A 15,346-nucleotide genomic window follows, 5' to 3' on the forward strand; every position below is an offset into this window, starting at 1 on the left:
CTCGGGTGGCTGGACTTGACTGTTCTCATGACGCAGACGAAGAACAACCCCACACAGGGCGCCGCGCAGCACACCACCCTCGTCATCGGGGGCACCGGCAAGACCGGGCGGCGCGTCGCCGAGAAGCTCATCGCCCAGGGGCGTCCGGTCCGGATCGGATCCCGTGCCGGGACCCCGGCCTTCGACTGGAACGAGCCCGCCGGATGGCCGGCAGCGCTGGAGGGCGTGGACCGGGTGTACGTGACCTACTACCCCGACCTCGGCTTCCCCGGCGCCGCCGAGCAGGTCGGCGCGTTCGCCGAGGTGGCCGTGGCCGCCGGGGCCCGGCGCCTGGTGCTGCTCTCCGGGCGCGGCGAGGAGGCCGCGCAGCTCGCCGAGGACAGCCTGAAGGCCTCCGGAGCCGACTGGACCGTCGTACGGGCCAGCTGGTTCAACCAGAACTTCGACGAGAGCTTCTTCCTGGAGCCCGTACTGGCCGGCGAAATCGCCCTGCCGACCGCGGACGCCGTCGAGGCCTTCGTCGACGCCGACGACATCGCCGAGGTGGTCGTGGCCGCCCTGACCGACGACCGGCACATCGGCAGGACGTACGAGCTGTCGGGCCCGCGCCTGCTCAGCTTCTCCGAGGTCGCCGCCGAGCTGTCGAAGGTGACGGGCCGCGAGATCGCGTACGTCCCGGTCTCCGACGACGACTACCGTGCGATGCTGCGCGAGAACGGCCTGCCGGAGGAGTTCGCCGAGCTCTTCACCCTGATCCTGGACGGGCGCAACGCGCACCTGGTGCACGGGGTGGAGGAGGTCCTGGGACGCGCGCCCCGCGACTTCGCCGATTTCGCCCGGGAAGCGGCGGCCACCGGCGTCTGGGACGTACGGTCCTGATATGGACACGCTGACCGGTCTCCTCGAAGGCCCCAACGCCCGGGGTGCCTTCCTCCAAAAGTCCGTCCTCAACCCGCCGTGGGCCATGCGCATCGAGGACCGCGCCCCGCTGTCGGTGGTGACGATGGTGCGCGGCTCGGCGTGGCTGCTGCCCGACGAGGGGGAGCGTGTGTGGATCAGCCCCGGAGACGTGGCCGTCGTACGGGGACCGGCCCCGTACACGGTCGCCGACTCCCCTGAGACCCCGGTGCAGATCAGGGTGGGGCCGGACCAGCGGTGCAGCACGCAGGCGGGCGAGGACGTCAGCGACTCCATGGCGCTGGGCGTCCGTACTTGGGGGGAGGGGCATCAGGACGAGGGGTCGGCGGTGATGCTGAGCGGGAGCTACCAGGCGCCGAGCGAGATCGGCCGCCGGCTGCTGGGGGCGCTGCCCACCATCGTCGTCCGCCCGGCGGGGGCCGCGGACGCCACTCTGATCGACCTGCTCGGCTCGGAGATCTCCCGGGACGAGCCGGGCCAGGAGATCGTCCTGGACCGGCTGCTCGACCTGCTGCTGATCGGTGTGCTGCGGGCCTGGCTCGCAGCCCCGGGTTCGGGCGCCCCGGCCTGGTACCGGGCGCAGAGCGATCCGGTGGTGGGCCCGGCTCTGCGGCTGCTGCACGAGAACCCGGCGCATGGGTGGACGGTGGAGGAGCTCGCCCTGAAGACCGGGGTCTCCCGGGCCTCACTGGCCCGGCGGTTCACGGACGTGGTGGGCGAGCCGCCGGTCGCCTATCTGACGGGCTGGCGACTGGCGTTGGCGGCGGACCTGCTGCGCGAATCGGATGCCACCGTCGCGACGGTGGCCCGCCGGGTCGGGTACGGCAGCGCGTTCGCGTTGTCGACGGCCTTCAAGCGGGTACGGGGCGTCAGCCCGCAGGAGTTCCGTTCGGGTGCGGCGGCCCCGGCGGCGGCGGCCGTGTGCGGGCCGCCGCGCACTGTGGTCCTCGCGGAGAGCGCTTAGCTCAGGAGCAGTTCGCCGACGCGCTGGTCGCCGCTGAGTTCGCCGGTGAGGCGGAAGCCCAGGCCCAGGTAGAAGGGCTCGGGGCTGCCGTCGCCGGTGTCCCAGGTGACGTACGCGCGACCGGCGCCGCGGCGGCGGACCTCCTCGACGACCGCGGCGACCGCGAAGCTGCCGTAGCCCTTGCCCTGGTGGCCGGCGGAGATGTTCAGGCGCCAGATGCCGGAGCGTCGGTCGGAGGGGTCGCGGGCCGGGTTCCACTGGATGTCGAGGAAGGCCATGACGAAGCCGACCACCTCGTCGCCGTCGACGATGGCCCGCGGCCAGGCGACGTCCCCGTGGACGTACGCCTCGGCCAGCGACTTCACCACGGGAGAGACGAGGTGCGCCTGATCGGGGCGCACCCGTATCGCGCACACCGCGTCGATATTTTCGGCGGTCACGGGTTCCAAGCGGGGGGCTGGGGTGCTGATCATGGCCTCAGCGTAGAACCTCGATCGTGCAGACAGACCGTTCAGACCGTTCAGACCGTTCCGATCCTTCCGACCGTTGAGACAAGGACGCAACCGCATGAATACCGGTCAGAGATCCCGCAACACCCGGCTCGCCACCGCACTGATGGTCGTCTCGACGATCCTGGTGGGGCTGATGGCCGGGCTGTTCTTCGCCTTCGACGTCTCGGTGATGCCGGGCCTGGCGGCGGGCGACGAGCAGACGTACGTCACCGCCATGCGCGGCTTCAACAAGGCCATCGACGGCAACCCGCTCTTCGGCACCGCCTTCGTGCTCGCCCTGCTGGTGGCCGCGGCCTCGGCGGTCGTCGAGTACCGCGCGGGGCGGCGCGGCACCGCGCTGTGGGTCGGGGCGGCCGCGGCGGCCTACCTCGTCGTGCTCGTGCTCACCTTCGCGGTGAACATCCCGCTCAACAACGAGCTCGCCGACGCGGGCGCCGTCGCCGACATGCGGGACTTCTCGATCGTGGAGAAGTTCAAGACCACCTGGGTCACCACGAACATCGTCCGCACCCTGCTGTGCACGGCGGCCCTCACCGCGCTCGCGCGCGCCCTGGTCCTGTACGGGCGCGCCACTCCCGCCGAGGAGTCTTAGGGGGCGGGCTAGTTCTGCCCGTGCAGGACCAGCGCCCAGGCCAGCAGGCCGAGCGCCGCCGTGGACAGCACCGTCCGCCACACGTTGGCCCGTACCCACGGCTGCTCGAAGGCGCGGCGGACGGCGGCCGGGTCGGCGATCCGGTCGACCGGGCCGGCCTGCTCCAGGGCGTTGTTCAGCGGGATGTTCACGCGGGCCGTGATGCCCATCGCCAGGACGCAGCAGACGAACGCGCCGATCACTGGGGACAGTACCTCGCGGCCGTCGGCGGGGAGGGACAGCGCGAGCGCCAGCCCGGTGAAGACGAGGGAGCCGACGTAGCCGAGCAGGAACCAGCCGTTGAGGATGGCCACGTTGATGCGCTGCATCACCTCGATGACGGCCCGGTCGTCGGTGCGGCGCAGGCCCGGCATCACGGCCACCGAGAACCCGTAGAACAGGCCGCTGACCAGGCCCATCGTGATCGTCGCGGCGATCAAGGACGCGAACCGTGCCATTTCCACGCCGGTCTCCCCCACAGTCGTCGAAGCAGTCGTTGAAGCAGTTGTCGAAGCAGTTGTCGAAGCAGTCGTCGAGCGGTCGTCGTGCGGTCGTCGAACGGTCAAGTCCCGCCGATCATAGGGGCACGGCCGCCCGTAGGCTGGGCGCGGCGTGCAGGCCGTGCAGGCCACCTGCGAAAGGGAGTTGCCGACCATGCCGACCATGCTGACCGCGCTCGACGGGGTGTACGGGGACCGGCCGGACGCCGTGACCGTCGCCGGCCGTTCCGCCTCCTACGAGGACCTGCTCGGCGCGGCCCGCGCGGTCGCGGCAGACGTGGCCGGAGCCCCCGCGTTCGCGGTGACGGCGACGGCCTCGCTGGAGACCGTCGCCGCCGCGGTCGGGGGACTGCTGGCCGGGGTGCCGCTCGTCCCGCTGCCGCCCGACGCCGGGCCCGCCGAGCGCGAGCACATCCTGCGCGACTCCGGGGCGGTCGTCGTCGACGTGGACTTCGCCCGGCGCTCCTCCGGCTGGTCGGGGAAGGCTCCGGCGCCCGAGGATCCCGCGATGATCCTCTACACCTCCGGGACCACCGGCGCGCCCAAGGGCGTGGTGCTCAGCGGCGCGGCCCTCGCCGCCGACCTGGACGCGCTGGCCGAGGCCTGGCAGTGGAGTGCCGAGGACACCCTGGTGCACGGGCTGCCGCTGTTCCACGTGCACGGGCTCGTGCTCGGCGTGCTCGGCGCCCTGCGCACCGGAAGCCGCCTCGTCCACACCGGGCGGCCCACGCCCGAGGCCTACGCGGCGGCGGGCGGGAGCCTGTACTTCGGGGTGCCGACCGTGTGGTCCCGTATCGCCGGGGCGCCGGAAGCCGCTGCCGCGCTGTCCGGGGCCCGGCTGCTGGTCTCGGGCAGCGCGGCCCTGCCCGCGCCCGTCTTCCGGGACCTGGAGCGGCTGACCGGGCTGCGGCCCGTGGAGCGCTACGGCATGACCGAGACGCTGATCACCATCAGCGGCCGGGCGGGCGGGGAGGTCCGTCCCGGTACGGTCGGCACCCCGCTGCGCGGGATCCGGACCCGGATCGCGGCCGAGCCGGGCGCCGAGATCGGGGAACTCCAGCTCACGGGGCCGACGCTGTTCGCCGGATACCTGGGGCGCCCGGAGGCCACCGCGGACGCGTACACCGAGGACGGCTGGTTCCGTACGGGCGACATCGCGGCCGTCGACGAGGCGGACGGCGTGCACCGGATCGTGGGCCGGGCCTCCATCGACCTGATCAAGTCGGGCGGGTACCGGATCGGCGCGGGCGAGATCGAGAACGCGCTGCTGGACCACCCCAAGGTGACCGAGGCGGCCGTGGTCGGCGTACCCGACGCGGACCTCGGCCAGCGCATCGTCGCCTTCGTCGTCGCCGAGGGGGTCACGGGCGCGGAGCTCACCGAGTTCGTGGCCGCGCACCTGTCCGTGCACAAGCGCCCGCGGGAGGTGCGGTTCGTCGCGGCGGTACCGCGCAACGCCATGGGCAAACCGCAGAAGAAGCTGCTGCTGACGGGGGAGTTCGGCCCGCAGGAAGGTTGAGGCGGGCTGAGGAGGGCGGGCCGGCCGCTGCGGCTCGGTCTCCGCTCGAGGCTCGGCCCAGGTGGGCTAGGGGTGGCCCGGAAGGTGGGTACGGGCGGGCAGCGACCGGACGCGAGCTACTCAAGCCCCTTTCAGTCGCTGCGAGCGATTGGAAGAAACCCCAGGTCAGAGGGGTTGTGCACGTCTTTCAGCGACTGAAGCGACTCAAGGTCCCGGTATATGAAGACATTCCTGCGCGTGCGTGTGCGTGCGTGTGTGCGTCATATATACGGACCTTGAGTCGCTTCAGTCGCTGTTCTTGCTTGCGTACGCCTGTGACCTGGTGTTCTGTGAGCAGCCCGACGAGCGACCGAACGAGACCCGGTCGCTGGGCGGTGGGTCGGCCGGTCGCTGGCCGACCGGGTGGAGGCGTACACCTGTTCTGGCTCATATGCCCCTCGCCTCCCGGGGGTTTCGCTAATCTGATTTTGGGCTTTGAGTCGCTTCAGTCGCTGATGGGGGATGTGAATGGCAGCTGAGCTGCGGGATTCGCGCAGCGACCCAGGGCAGTGCACGAGAACTGCGCCGGTCGCCGGGCTCCCAGTGACGACTGCCAAGTGGTGTGCCCGGCAGGGGTGGCCGGTTCACCCCCTCGCCGCGGGCCGCAAGACGCCCGTGGGCAACTGCGCCGCGTGCCGCGCGCCGGGACACGACCGCGCCGCGTGCGACTGCCTCCGGGCGGGCCGCTGGTGCCACGGGTTCCACGCGGCCACGCTCGACGCGGACCGCGTCGAGCAGTGGTGGGGCACCCGGCCGGAGCTCGGTGTCGGCGTGGCCACCGGTCCCGCGGACCTCGTCGTCATCGACGTCGACGCGCACGGGCGGGAACTGCCCGGCCGCGACCGGCTGCTGCCCGGCATCGCCATCTCCGCCGGGATCGACCTGACGGGACTGGCCAACGGCTTTCACACCCTGGGTGTGCTCGCCGCTCTGCACGGCGTCACCAGCCCGGCGGACGACGCGTCGACGCTGCGCGTGCGCACCCCGTCGGGCGGGCTGCACGTCTGGTACCACGGCGGCGGGCGGCGGTGGCAGTGCTCCACCGGTTCGGGCGGCGGCCGGGCCCTGGCCTGGCAGGTGGACGTACGCGCCCACGGCGGCTACATCGTGGCCCCGGGGACCGTGACCAGCGCGGGCGTCTACCGCGCCCTGGGGCCCGTACGCGAGCCCGCGCCGCTGCCGGACTGGCTCGCCGGGGAGCTGGAGCGCACCGGGCACCTGGTTCCCGAGACCGCGGCTGCTGCCATCGGGCCCCGGCCCGTGCCGCCCCGCGCCCGGCAGGCCGTTCTCGCGGCCGGTGGCGGCGACGGTGTCGCACAGCGGGTCCTGGCGGGGGTGCTCGCCGAGGTCGCCGCGTGCGCGGCCGTACCCGAAGGGGCGGCGTTCTCCGAGAAGTTGAACCGCGCCGCCTACACGGCCGGCGGGCTGGTCGCCGCCGGGCGCCTCACCGAGGACGCTGCCACGCGGGCCCTGCGGGAAGCGGCCGAGCGGGCCCGGCCCGGGCAGGAGAGCCGCTGCGGGGCCATCATCCGCGGCGGGCTGAGTGCGGGCCTGGCGCGCCCGCTGTCCCTCGGAGGCCGCGGATGAGTCTCGACAAGGAGGGCGTGCTGTCCGGCTTCGACGTCCAGGCGGTTGCGGCGCAGATCCTGGCGCAGCCCGTTCCGGCGCAGCCCATTCCGGCGCCCCGGGAGTCGGGTGAGTCCGGCGTGCAGTCCAGCGGTTCGGGCTCCGACGGCGAGGCGACGGCGGACGGACTGCTGCCCGACACGCTCACTGACCGCGGCAACGCCAAGCTGTTCGTCAAGCTCTACTCCAACGACTACCGGCACGTTCCCGGGATCGGCTGGTTCCGCTGGGACTGCACCCGCTGGCAGATCGATGAGGACGACACCGCGGTGTGGGCCGCGGGCGACCTGGCGGAGTCCATCGCCACCACCGACCCCCGCGGCGTGTACACCCCGGCCGCGCTCCAGCAGCACCGCCGTCGCGCGCTCAGCACCAGCGGGATGAACGCCATGCTCGCGCAGGCGAAGTCCGCCCCGGGCATGGTGCTCAACGCGGCGCGGCTGGACGCCGACCCGTACGCGCTGTGCACGCCCGCCGGCGTCGTGGACCTGCGTACCGGTCACATCCGCCCCTCCGACCCCGCGCTGGACTTCCACTCCCGCTCCACCTCGGCGGCGCCTCAGCCGATGCCCACGCCGCGCTGGAACCGCTTCCTGACCGACACCTTCGGCCAGGGGCCGGAGGGCGCGCAGATGATCGACTTCCTGCAGCTGCTGCTCGGCTACTCCGTCACCGGGGACGTCGGCGCCCAGGTCATGCCGTTCCTGTTCGGGTCGGGCAAGAACGGCAAGTCGGTCCTGCTGGACGTCCTGATGAAGCTGCTCGGCGACTACGCGGACGCGGCGCCGCCCGGGTTCCTGATGGCCCGCCCGTACGAGGGCCATCCGACCGACCTCGCCGAACTGCACGGCCGGCGGGTGATCGTGTGCAGCGAGGTCAAGCCGGGCGACCGCTTCGACGAGGCCCGGGTCAAGCTGCTCACCGGCGGCGACCGGATCAAGGCCCGCCGGATGCGGCAGGACTTCTTCAGCTTCGAGCCGACCCACAAGCTGTGGCTGCTGGGCAACCACCGCCCCGAAGTGGGCACGGGCGGCTTCGCGTTCTGGCGGCGCATGCGGCTGATCCCGTTCGAGAGGGTCGTCTCCGACGACCGCAAGATCGACAACCTGGCGGACGTCCTCGTCACCCAGGAGGGCCCCGGCATCCTCAACTGGCTCATCGAGGGCGCCCGCCGCTACCTGGGCGGCGACAAGGACCTCACGGGCCCCGAGCGGGTCCGCATCGCGACCACGGCGTACGCCGAGACCGAGGACCACACCGGGCGCTTCCTCGGGGAGACCTGCCGGCTCGAGCCCGAGCTGCGGGCCGAACAGGCCACGCTCTACGCGGCCTACAGGAGCTGGTGCCACAATGAGGGCGCCCCGGCGATATCCTCCCGGGCCTTCGCGGCACGGGTCCGCGAGGTGGTGGGACTGGCCTCGCCCAAGGAAATGATCCTGTCCAACCAGCGCAAGTACTACCCGGGCATCGGCCTGCTCGCGGACGAGGAGACAGCATGAGCGCCCTCATCGCAGAAGACGAGATCGTCCACGAAGTGGACCTCGTCTGGCTCGAGGACATCAGCGGGCTCGACTACGTCCGGCAGAGCCTGGACCGGCTGCCGACCCGGCGCGGCAGGCCCGCCTACCACCGTGACGGGCGGATGGTCGGGTACGCGCTGCTGGGACCGGGCGCCAAGCCCTCCCGCTCCTCCGGCACGTTCCGGCGGCGGGTGTTCTGGCTGCTCCCGCACGACCGGGACACCGACCCGGACGGCCTGTACGCGACGGGGGCGCCGGCGGAGGCCGTGGACGCCCGGACCCTGGCCCCGGGCAGCAAGGGCCGCAAGACCGAGCGCTCGGAAGGCGGCCCGATGTCGTCGGCTTTGCGGGGACTGCTGCCGTAGACCGGCTGGACGGTGCCACGCTCGGCGGGACCGGGGGCTCGCCGAATCGACGGTGCCGTCCCGTTTCCTCCCCTGCACTCGTGCGCCGCGAGCGGCGAGTCGGCGGCGCGACTCGCGACGGCCGGGTCAGGAGGCCGCGCTCTACCGGTAGTGGTCGAGGTAGTCCACGTTGGCGATGGGGACCTCGGCGAGGTACTCGTCCGGCAGGTCGAAGGCGTCCACGAGCGTCATCATGTGCGGGGCGAGCTCCGCGAGGACGGTGTCGATCGTCTGGTGCAGCCCGAGTACGTGCGCCACGGTCAGCCGCTCCTCCGCGAGCAGGTCACCGGTGTGCTGGCGCAGCTGCTGGAGCAGGAACAGCCAGCACAGGTTCGTCAGCAGCTTGCGGGTCGCGGGCTCGGTTGCCTGCCCCGCCGCCTCCAGGAAGGCGTCGGCCGCCAGCCTGCCCGCATAGGCGGAGACCATCTCCAGCGCGGCGCTGGAGGACTCGTTCCAGCGGCCGACCGGGTCCCCGGAGGGGCCCTCGCGCAGTGCGGTGCGGGCGCGTTCCTGCCAGGTCCGTTCGACGGAGGCGAGCAGGTCGCGCAGGAAGCGCAGGTCCGTCAGGTCGCGTTCGGCGGCCGGCCGGGTGTCCGAGCTGATGGGGCCCACCTGGTGCCCGAAGACCATCTCGGCGGCGGCCTTCACCCAGATCACCAGGTTGTCGCCCTCCGCGGTGATCCCGCCCTCGATGTTCCCGGGCAGGTCGGAGATTCTGTTCTCCGGGAACAGGCCCTGCGCGCCGCACCGTTCGCGCGCCTCGGTCGTGATCTCCCGCGCGTGCCAGGTGATCCAGCCCTTGGCGACGGCGACCAGGCGCTCCACCTCTTCGCGCTCCGCTTCCTCGTGCGCGACGAAGCGGTCCATCACCGTCCGGTGCAGGAAGGTCATGGCGTAGGCGTTCGCGAGGGAGTGCAGCAGCCGGCCGTGGTGGCTGCGGTGGCTGACTATCGGGATGCGCTGGCCGCTCTTCGGGCCGCCGACGTGCCGGTGGTGCGCATAGCGCACCGCTATGGTCAGCGCGGCCCGTGCCATGCCCAAGGTGCCGGCGCTCATGCAGAGCTTGCCCATGGTGACGCGGTTGACGGAGCGCAGGAACCGCTTGCGCCGGTTGCCCAGCGAACTGGTCAGCGTGCCGTCCTCGTCCAGCCGGCCGTGGTCGGCCTCCAGCATGGCCTCACGCGGCAGCCATACGTGGTCGAAGGACGTGAGGCAGTGGTCGACCGGCGTTCCCGTGCGGTGAGGCAGCCGGCGGACGGTAACCCCGGGCAGGTGCCCGTTGTGGTCGCTCAGCGGGGTCAGGAACAGGAAGATGCCCTGGTCCTCGCCGTCGACCAGGAGCCGAGCCGCCACCACGGCGCTCTTCGGACCGCCGGTGAGACTGGTGTTGGGCATGAACTTGCGCGCATCAGGATTGGGCGTGTTCAGGATGAAGCCGCCGGTCGCCCGGTCGAAGACGGCGACGGTCTGCAATGAGGCGACATCGTTGCCATGTGCAAGTTCGGTGCAGAGGAAGGTCCCGACGCGCTGCATCGACGTGAAGGCGGACAGGTCCCGTCCGTAGACCTCGTGGTCGAGCAGGCTCCCCATGAAGAGGTTGTAGTGGACGCTCGCCAGGGTGCACAGGCCCCCGTCCACGAACCCGGCCCACTCGTGGAGCCCGGCCAGCAGACGGGGGTCGTGCGCCAGCGCCGCCGGATCGTCGACCATGCTGTTGACCAGACGCAGACGGTCGTAGGAAACCGCCGTCCGCTCCCCCGGCGTCAGATGGGGAAGGTAGGAGAAGCCGGCGAGGAGCCCTCGCCAGCCCCCGTGGACCCGCTCGCGGTCGTCGCGGTCGAACAGGAGGTGGGTCATTTCCTGGGCGGCAGATCTGCGGCCGGGCTTGGTCAAGCCCCGCTGAACAGGCAGAACGCTGATCTGGGCGGTGCGGCGGTCAGCCCCGCCACCCCAGCTGTGTCGATGGGTTTCTGCGTACTCATGCGTCAGTGCGGACATCGGACCATCCCCCGTTAGGAACCGAAGTACAGGTTGCGCAGGGCCAAAGATACGAACTAACCGGTTTTGTTTTCAAGTGGGCCCGCAAAACCGGTGGCCTGGTTTTGTTCGCGGAAGGCGGACGCTATAGTCGAGGGGGTAACTTGGTCGGCATATAGGCTGACCAGGGGTGATATCGTACGGTGGCGCGATGATCACGCCATGTGAGCACGGGGAAAGTGCGAACCTCGCGGTTTGTTCTTGGCCCGAGTGGCAGCGGAGGGTGTATGGCGCGGCAAGAGCGAGCCATTCGTACACGGCAGAAGATCCTGGTCGCGGCTGCGGAGCTGTTCGACGAGGTCGGATACGAGTCCGCGACGATCTCCGAAGTGCTCAAGAAATCCGGGGTGACCAAGGGAGCCCTCTACTTCCACTTCACCTCGAAGGAAGAGCTCGCCCAGGCGGTGCTGGCCGGGCAGGTGGGAGCCCTGCCACCGGTACCGGAGACGGAACTGCTCCTGCAGCAGAACCTGGACGAGGCCCTGGTCCTCGCCTACCTGCTGCACAGGGGCGACCCGCTGGTACGGGGGAGCGTGCGGCTCACCGTGGACCAGGGCACCCCGATCGACGGTCTGGACCGCCGCATCCCCATGCAGGGCTGGAACGACCACAACACGGCGCTGCTCACCCGTGCCAAGGAGCGCGGGGAACTCCTGCCACACGTCGACATCGAGGCCACCGCCAAACTGTTCACCGGCAGCTTCACCGGCGTCCAGGTGCTCTCGAAGATCATGACCGGGCACGCGGACATGGTGGAGCGGGTGACCGACCTGATGCGTACGCTGCTGACCGCGATCGCCACGCCCGGGGTGCTGGTGCGCCTGGACTTCGCCGCGGACCGCGCGGAGCGCGTGTACGAGGCGGCCGTCAGGCTGCGCGACGCGAAGGCCGAGGCCGAGGCGGCGGACGAGGCGGCATAGCGCCGTCGAATGAGCGGGGGAGGGGGGCATGTTGTTCTCCTCGGTGTGCGTGGGTGTGTCAGAGCACGACAACGCAAAAACAAACCGAACGGAGTGCACAGATGGACATGGCTGCTTGCCCGTACGCGCTGGACGTGACGGGGCGGGACATCGCGGGTGAGGTCGCGATGCTCCGGGAGCAGGCACCGGCGGTCGAGGTGGAGCTTCCGGGCGGGGTCCGCGCCTGGGCCGTGGTGGGCCAGCAGTACGTCGAGCGCCTGCTGCTCGACCCGCGGGTGTCCAAGGACGCCAGACGGCACTGGCCGGAGTTCGTCGACGGGCGGATAACGCCCGAGTGGCCGCTCTATCCCTGGGTGGCCAACGAGAACATGCTGTTCGCCTACGGCGAGGAACACAGTCGGCTGCGCCGCCTCGTCGCGGGGGCGTTCACGGCACGGCGGTCCGCGGCCCTGCGGCCCAGGGTCGAGGAGCTGACCGCCGAGCTGCTCGACGCACTGGACTCCGTGCCGGCCGGCGAGCCCATCGAGCTGCGTTCCGCGTTCGCGGAACTGCTGCCCCTGCAGGTGATATGCGAGCTGTTCGGAGTCGAGCGGGGCGCCGGGCGGGACGCGCTGTCGGCCGCGCTGCGCACCGTGTTCAGCACGACGGTCCCGGCGGACGAGATGGAAGCCGCGCGCATGACGGCCTTCGGGCTGCTGGCCGAGCACGTGGCGGCCAAGCGGGCCGAGCCGGGTGACGACCTGACGTCCTCGCTGATCGAGGCGCGGGACAACGGTGATGCGCTCACCGAGTCCGAACTTCTCGGCTCCCTCTTCCTGTTGATCGCGGCGGGCCAGGACACCACGTCCACGCTGATCACCAACGCCCTGGGCGCGCTGCTGTCCCGGCCCGAGCAGCTGGAGCACATTCGGGAGGGCCGGGCCGGCTGGGAGGACGTGGTCGCCGAGACGATCCGGGTCCACAGCCCCGCGAGCTACTCGCCCATGCGCTTCGCGGTGGAGGACATCGACCTGGACGGGGTCAAGATCCGGCAGGGCGACGCCATCCTCGTCTCCTTCGCGGCCAGCGGCAGAGACCCGGAGCGGTACGGGGCGGACGCCGCGGAGTTCGACCTGCTGCGCACCGGGCGCGACACCCTCGGATTCGGCCACGGCGTGCACCGCTGCCTGGGCGCCCCGCTGGCGGTGGTGGAGGCCACCGCCGCCCTTGCCGCGCTCTTCGAGCGCTACCCGGACATGGCCCTCGGCTGCCCGGAGCAGGACCTGGAGCCAATGCCCACCTTCCTGCTGAACGGCTACGCGGCCCTTCCGGTGGTGCTGCGCGAGGCCTGAGCGGGCGCCGGGCACGGCGTACGGGACAGATCCACAGGCTCCGCGGCGAACTCCGCCGCGGAGCCTTTCGTTGTTTCCGGACGGTGGGTGGGGAACCTTCGCCTCCCCCTTCTCCCCGTGGATTCGGCGGGCCCTCTTCGCCCACGTACAGAAACCGCATCAGCGGTTTGGTACAGGGGTTTCTTGGGCGTGTCTGACGCCGTGGAAGCGCTTCATCGCCCGCTTGCGCTGCCGGGTCGGCTGGACGGGTTCCCTGCCCGGTTGTTGACGTTGCCGTCCTGGTCCACAGCCCTTCACCCGGAGATCGCCCAAAGCCCACCCGAATTGCGACCCGCCCTGCCCGGGTCCTCACGCGTGGCTGAACTGTGTGTTCGACCCTGCCGGGCTATTAAAACCGCACAAGCGGTTTGTTAGACTCTCGGGTAGTGGGGCTCGCTGCATCGTGGGGAGCGGCCTGGTGTGACTGTGAGCGGTGGTGCCGGGGGCGCCAGCGAGTCCAGCTCCCTGGCTGACTCCGTGGCAGCCCCCTCGCCGCCTGCCCTTCCGCAGGCGTGGCAACCCCTCGCAGTGACGGAGTAGTTGATGGTCAAACAGGAACGCGCGGTGCGTACGCGTGACACCCTGATCCGGTCCGCGGCCGAGATCTTCGACCGGGAGGGGTTCGCGGTGGCGTCACTCACCGCGATCAGTACGCTGGCCGGGGTGAGCAACGGCGCGCTGCATCACCACTTCACCAGCAAGGCCGCGCTGACCGACGCCGTCGAGGAAGCGGCGCTGGCCCGGCTGCTGGCCGTCACCGAGCCCGTGCTCCCCGTCGGGGCAGGCCGTGTCCAGCTCCTGGTCGACGTGACCCACCGGCTGGCGGCGGCGCTGCGCGGGGATGTGGTGCTACGGGCCGGGTTCGAGCTGAGCGGTGAGATGTCCCGCCCGCCGCATGTCGACCTGCGCGAGTGGTGGCGGCGTTGGGTCGAGGAGACGCTCAAGCAGGCCGACGCCGAGAGTGAGTTGCGTCCGGATGTCACCGCTTCGGACGTGGTGAGTGCTGTCGTGGCCGCCACCGTTGGCTTCGAGGTGCTGGGGGTGCGGGAGGCGGAGTGGCTCTCGGCTTCCACCGTCACCCGGTTCTGGCGTCTGCTGCTGCCGACAGTCGTGCCGGCGGCTCTTCTCGAGGACCTGCATGCCGCGGGGACCTGCCCGCTGTAGGGCCCCTGAGCCCCGGTCTCGTGCGCGCGCACGAACACCGGGGCTTCTCGATGTTCAAGACCCACCGGTTTGTTTGACCTCCCTCTCGGGTCGTTGCAGAGGCCTCTCGGCTCGTTCTAGAGGGGAGATGGAGTGGCTCGTGAGACGGACCCGCTGCGGCCTGGGCTTTGTTTGTGCAGGTCAAGGCGCTATGGGAGGGGTTGTGAGGTGAACTGAGAGATAAAAACAGCACGGTCGGTTTCGTATTGACAAACCGCCAGTCCTGTTTTTTACTGAGTCAGGCTTATCCACGGACAGGGGAGTACGACGTGGACATCGAAGTACTGGGCACACTGGCGGTGCGGGAACAAGGAGTCTCCGTAACGCCGACCGCCCCCAAGCCGCGACAGGTGCTGGCACTGCTGGCCCTGCACGCAGACCAGGTCGTCCCGGTGTCGGCCCTCATCGAGGAGTTGTGGGCGGGGACGCCGCCGCGCAGCGCCCGCACCACGCTGCAGACCTACGTACTGCAGCTGCGGACCCTCATCGCGACGGCCCTGGAGCAGGGCGAGGGGGGTGAGGGCGGGGAAGGCCGGCGTACGGCCAAGGACGTGCTCGTCACGCTGCCCGGCGGCTACCTGCTCAACAGTGGCGGCGGCACCAGCGACGTCCGCGAGTTCGACCGGCTCGCCGGCATGGGCTACCGGGCCATGGACGCGGGCGACTTCCCGGGCGCGGCCCGGTTGCTGCGCGAGGCGCTGTCGCTGTGGTCGGGGCCGGCCTTCGCCGACGTACAGGGCGGCATCCAGCTCGACATGGAGACCCGTCGGCTGGAGGAGACCCGGCTGTGCGCCCTCGATCAGCGCATCGAGGCCGATCTGCGGATCGGACGGCACCGGGAGCTGCTCGCCGAACTGACCGTTCTGGCCAGCCGTTACCGCACCCACGAGAACCTGCACGGCCAGTTCATGCTGGCCCTGCACCGGTCCGGCCGCCGGGGCGAGGCGCTCGACGTCTACCAGCGGCTGCGCGGAGTCCTCGTGCGCGAGCTCGGGCTGGAGCCGTCGGCCGCCCTGCGCAGGCTGCAGCGCTCGATCCTCATGGCGGGCCCCGAAAGCCCCGCGGGGGTGGCGGAGACCGGCAACGAGCGACTCGTACGCGTGGGCTGAGATGCCCGCACACCACATCCGGCACGCCGCGGACGGCCCGGAGGTGCGGCCGCGCGACCGGACAGCCACAGGTC

At 71.1% G+C, this 15,346-nt stretch carries 14 protein-coding genes; 11 read left to right on the forward strand and 3 right to left on the reverse strand.

Translation table 11 applies throughout. The annotated features are described in order from the left end of the window. Nucleotides 1-27 precede the first annotated feature (27 nt). Both JIW86_RS40165 and JIW86_RS40170 read left to right on the forward strand, forming a co-directional pair. Nucleotides 28-879, forward strand: a complete 852-nt coding sequence (locus JIW86_RS40165; RefSeq protein ID WP_257559669.1) for an NAD(P)H-binding protein — start codon at nucleotides 28-30, stop codon at nucleotides 877-879. 1 nt (nucleotide 880) lies between these two features. Further along, the gene (locus tag JIW86_RS40170) at nucleotides 881-1,882 is read left to right on the forward strand and encodes an AraC family transcriptional regulator (protein ID WP_257559670.1); all 1,002 of its coding nucleotides are present in this window, start codon (nucleotides 881-883) and stop codon (nucleotides 1,880-1,882) included. Here the strand turns inward: JIW86_RS40170 and JIW86_RS40175 are convergent. Then, the gene (locus JIW86_RS40175) at nucleotides 1,879-2,355 is read right to left on the reverse strand and encodes a GNAT family N-acetyltransferase (RefSeq protein WP_257559671.1); all 477 of its coding nucleotides are present in this window, start codon (nucleotides 2,353-2,355) and stop codon (nucleotides 1,879-1,881) included. The genes JIW86_RS40170 and JIW86_RS40175 overlap by 4 nt on opposite strands. Before the next feature lie 94 nt (nucleotides 2,356-2,449). On the opposite strand from JIW86_RS40175, the gene JIW86_RS40180 reads away from it, so the two are divergent. Next, on the forward strand, nucleotides 2,450-2,986 hold the full coding sequence (locus JIW86_RS40180) for a DUF1772 domain-containing protein (RefSeq protein WP_257559672.1): 537 nt from the start codon (nucleotides 2,450-2,452) through the stop codon (nucleotides 2,984-2,986). 8 nt (nucleotides 2,987-2,994) lie between these two features. On the opposite strand, the gene JIW86_RS40185 is transcribed toward JIW86_RS40180, so the two are convergent. Then, nucleotides 2,995-3,483: a DUF1772 domain-containing protein gene (locus tag JIW86_RS40185; protein WP_257559876.1), complete on the reverse strand. Its 489-nt coding sequence runs from the start codon at nucleotides 3,481-3,483 to the stop codon at nucleotides 2,995-2,997. A 205-nt stretch (nucleotides 3,484-3,688) separates the two neighbouring features. On the opposite strand from JIW86_RS40185, the gene JIW86_RS40190 reads away from it, so the two are divergent. The 4 genes from JIW86_RS40190 to JIW86_RS40205 all read left to right on the forward strand — a co-directional run bounded on the left by JIW86_RS40190 (nucleotide 3,689) and on the right by JIW86_RS40205 (nucleotide 8,594). Beyond that, a complete protein-coding gene (locus tag JIW86_RS40190; RefSeq protein ID WP_257559877.1) occupies nucleotides 3,689-5,044 on the forward strand; it encodes an AMP-binding protein in 1,356 nt (451 codons plus the stop codon). Nucleotides 5,045-5,551: 507 nt separating this feature from the next. Next, entirely contained in the window at nucleotides 5,552-6,670 is a 1,119-nt protein-coding gene (locus tag JIW86_RS40195) for a bifunctional DNA primase/polymerase (RefSeq protein WP_416237710.1), read from the forward strand. Continuing rightward, nucleotides 6,667-8,208: a DNA primase family protein gene (locus JIW86_RS40200; RefSeq protein WP_257559674.1), complete on the forward strand. Its 1,542-nt coding sequence runs from the start codon at nucleotides 6,667-6,669 to the stop codon at nucleotides 8,206-8,208. The genes JIW86_RS40195 and JIW86_RS40200 overlap by 4 nt, the downstream gene beginning before the upstream one ends. After that, entirely contained in the window at nucleotides 8,205-8,594 is a 390-nt protein-coding gene (locus JIW86_RS40205) for a DUF6009 family protein (protein ID WP_257559675.1), read from the forward strand. Before JIW86_RS40200 ends, JIW86_RS40205 begins: the two co-directional genes overlap by 4 nt. A gap of 141 nt (nucleotides 8,595-8,735) precedes the next feature. Here the strand turns inward: JIW86_RS40205 and JIW86_RS40210 are convergent, their stop codons facing one another. Beyond that, nucleotides 8,736-10,490 (reverse strand): acyl-CoA dehydrogenase, encoded by a 1,755-nt coding sequence (locus JIW86_RS40210; RefSeq protein WP_257559676.1) that lies wholly within the window; start codon nucleotides 10,488-10,490, stop codon nucleotides 8,736-8,738. A 407-nt stretch (nucleotides 10,491-10,897) separates the two neighbouring features. On the opposite strand from JIW86_RS40210, the gene JIW86_RS40215 reads away from it, so the two are divergent. From JIW86_RS40215 to JIW86_RS40230, 4 genes are all read left to right on the forward strand, one after another. Continuing rightward, entirely contained in the window at nucleotides 10,898-11,590 is a 693-nt protein-coding gene (locus tag JIW86_RS40215) for a ScbR family autoregulator-binding transcription factor (protein WP_257559677.1), read from the forward strand. A gap of 101 nt (nucleotides 11,591-11,691) precedes the next feature. Continuing rightward, nucleotides 11,692-12,921, forward strand: coding sequence for a cytochrome P450 family protein (locus tag JIW86_RS40220; protein WP_257559678.1), 1,230 nt, complete (start codon nucleotides 11,692-11,694; stop codon nucleotides 12,919-12,921). Between the two features lie 582 nt (nucleotides 12,922-13,503). Continuing rightward, nucleotides 13,504-14,124, forward strand: coding sequence for a ScbR family autoregulator-binding transcription factor (locus tag JIW86_RS40225; RefSeq protein ID WP_257559679.1), 621 nt, complete (start codon nucleotides 13,504-13,506; stop codon nucleotides 14,122-14,124). 308 nt (nucleotides 14,125-14,432) lie between these two features. Continuing rightward, on the forward strand, nucleotides 14,433-15,272 hold the full coding sequence (locus JIW86_RS40230; RefSeq protein WP_257559680.1) for an AfsR/SARP family transcriptional regulator: 840 nt from the start codon (nucleotides 14,433-14,435) through the stop codon (nucleotides 15,270-15,272). Nucleotides 15,273-15,346 lie beyond the last annotated feature (74 nt).

Source organism: Streptomyces sp. NBC_00162 (assembly GCF_024611995.1).
GTDB lineage: Bacteria > Actinomycetota > Actinomycetes > Streptomycetales > Streptomycetaceae > Streptomyces.

Excerpts from the sequence above, each read along its gene's own strand:
- JIW86_RS40165 (WP_257559669.1), top strand. The coding sequence starts at position 28 with ATGACGCAGACGAAGAACAACCCCACACAGGGCGCCGCGCAGCACACC.
- JIW86_RS40170 (WP_257559670.1), top strand. The coding sequence starts at position 881 with ATGGACACGCTGACCGGTCTCCTCGAAGGCCCCAACGCCCGGGGTGCC.
- JIW86_RS40175 (WP_257559671.1), bottom strand. The coding sequence starts at position 2,355 with ATGATCAGCACCCCAGCCCCCCGCTTGGAACCCGTGACCGCCGAAAAT.
- JIW86_RS40180 (WP_257559672.1), top strand. The coding sequence starts at position 2,450 with ATGAATACCGGTCAGAGATCCCGCAACACCCGGCTCGCCACCGCACTG.
- JIW86_RS40185 (WP_257559876.1), bottom strand. The coding sequence starts at position 3,483 with ATGGCACGGTTCGCGTCCTTGATCGCCGCGACGATCACGATGGGCCTG.
- JIW86_RS40190 (WP_257559877.1), top strand. The coding sequence starts at position 3,689 with ATGCTGACCGCGCTCGACGGGGTGTACGGGGACCGGCCGGACGCCGTG.
- JIW86_RS40195 (WP_416237710.1), top strand. The coding sequence starts at position 5,552 with ATGGCAGCTGAGCTGCGGGATTCGCGCAGCGACCCAGGGCAGTGCACG.
- JIW86_RS40200 (WP_257559674.1), top strand. The coding sequence starts at position 6,667 with ATGAGTCTCGACAAGGAGGGCGTGCTGTCCGGCTTCGACGTCCAGGCG.
- JIW86_RS40205 (WP_257559675.1), top strand. The coding sequence starts at position 8,205 with ATGAGCGCCCTCATCGCAGAAGACGAGATCGTCCACGAAGTGGACCTC.
- JIW86_RS40210 (WP_257559676.1), bottom strand. The coding sequence starts at position 10,490 with ATGACCCACCTCCTGTTCGACCGCGACGACCGCGAGCGGGTCCACGGG.
- JIW86_RS40215 (WP_257559677.1), top strand. The coding sequence starts at position 10,898 with ATGGCGCGGCAAGAGCGAGCCATTCGTACACGGCAGAAGATCCTGGTC.
- JIW86_RS40220 (WP_257559678.1), top strand. The coding sequence starts at position 11,692 with ATGGACATGGCTGCTTGCCCGTACGCGCTGGACGTGACGGGGCGGGAC.
- JIW86_RS40225 (WP_257559679.1), top strand. The coding sequence starts at position 13,504 with ATGGTCAAACAGGAACGCGCGGTGCGTACGCGTGACACCCTGATCCGG.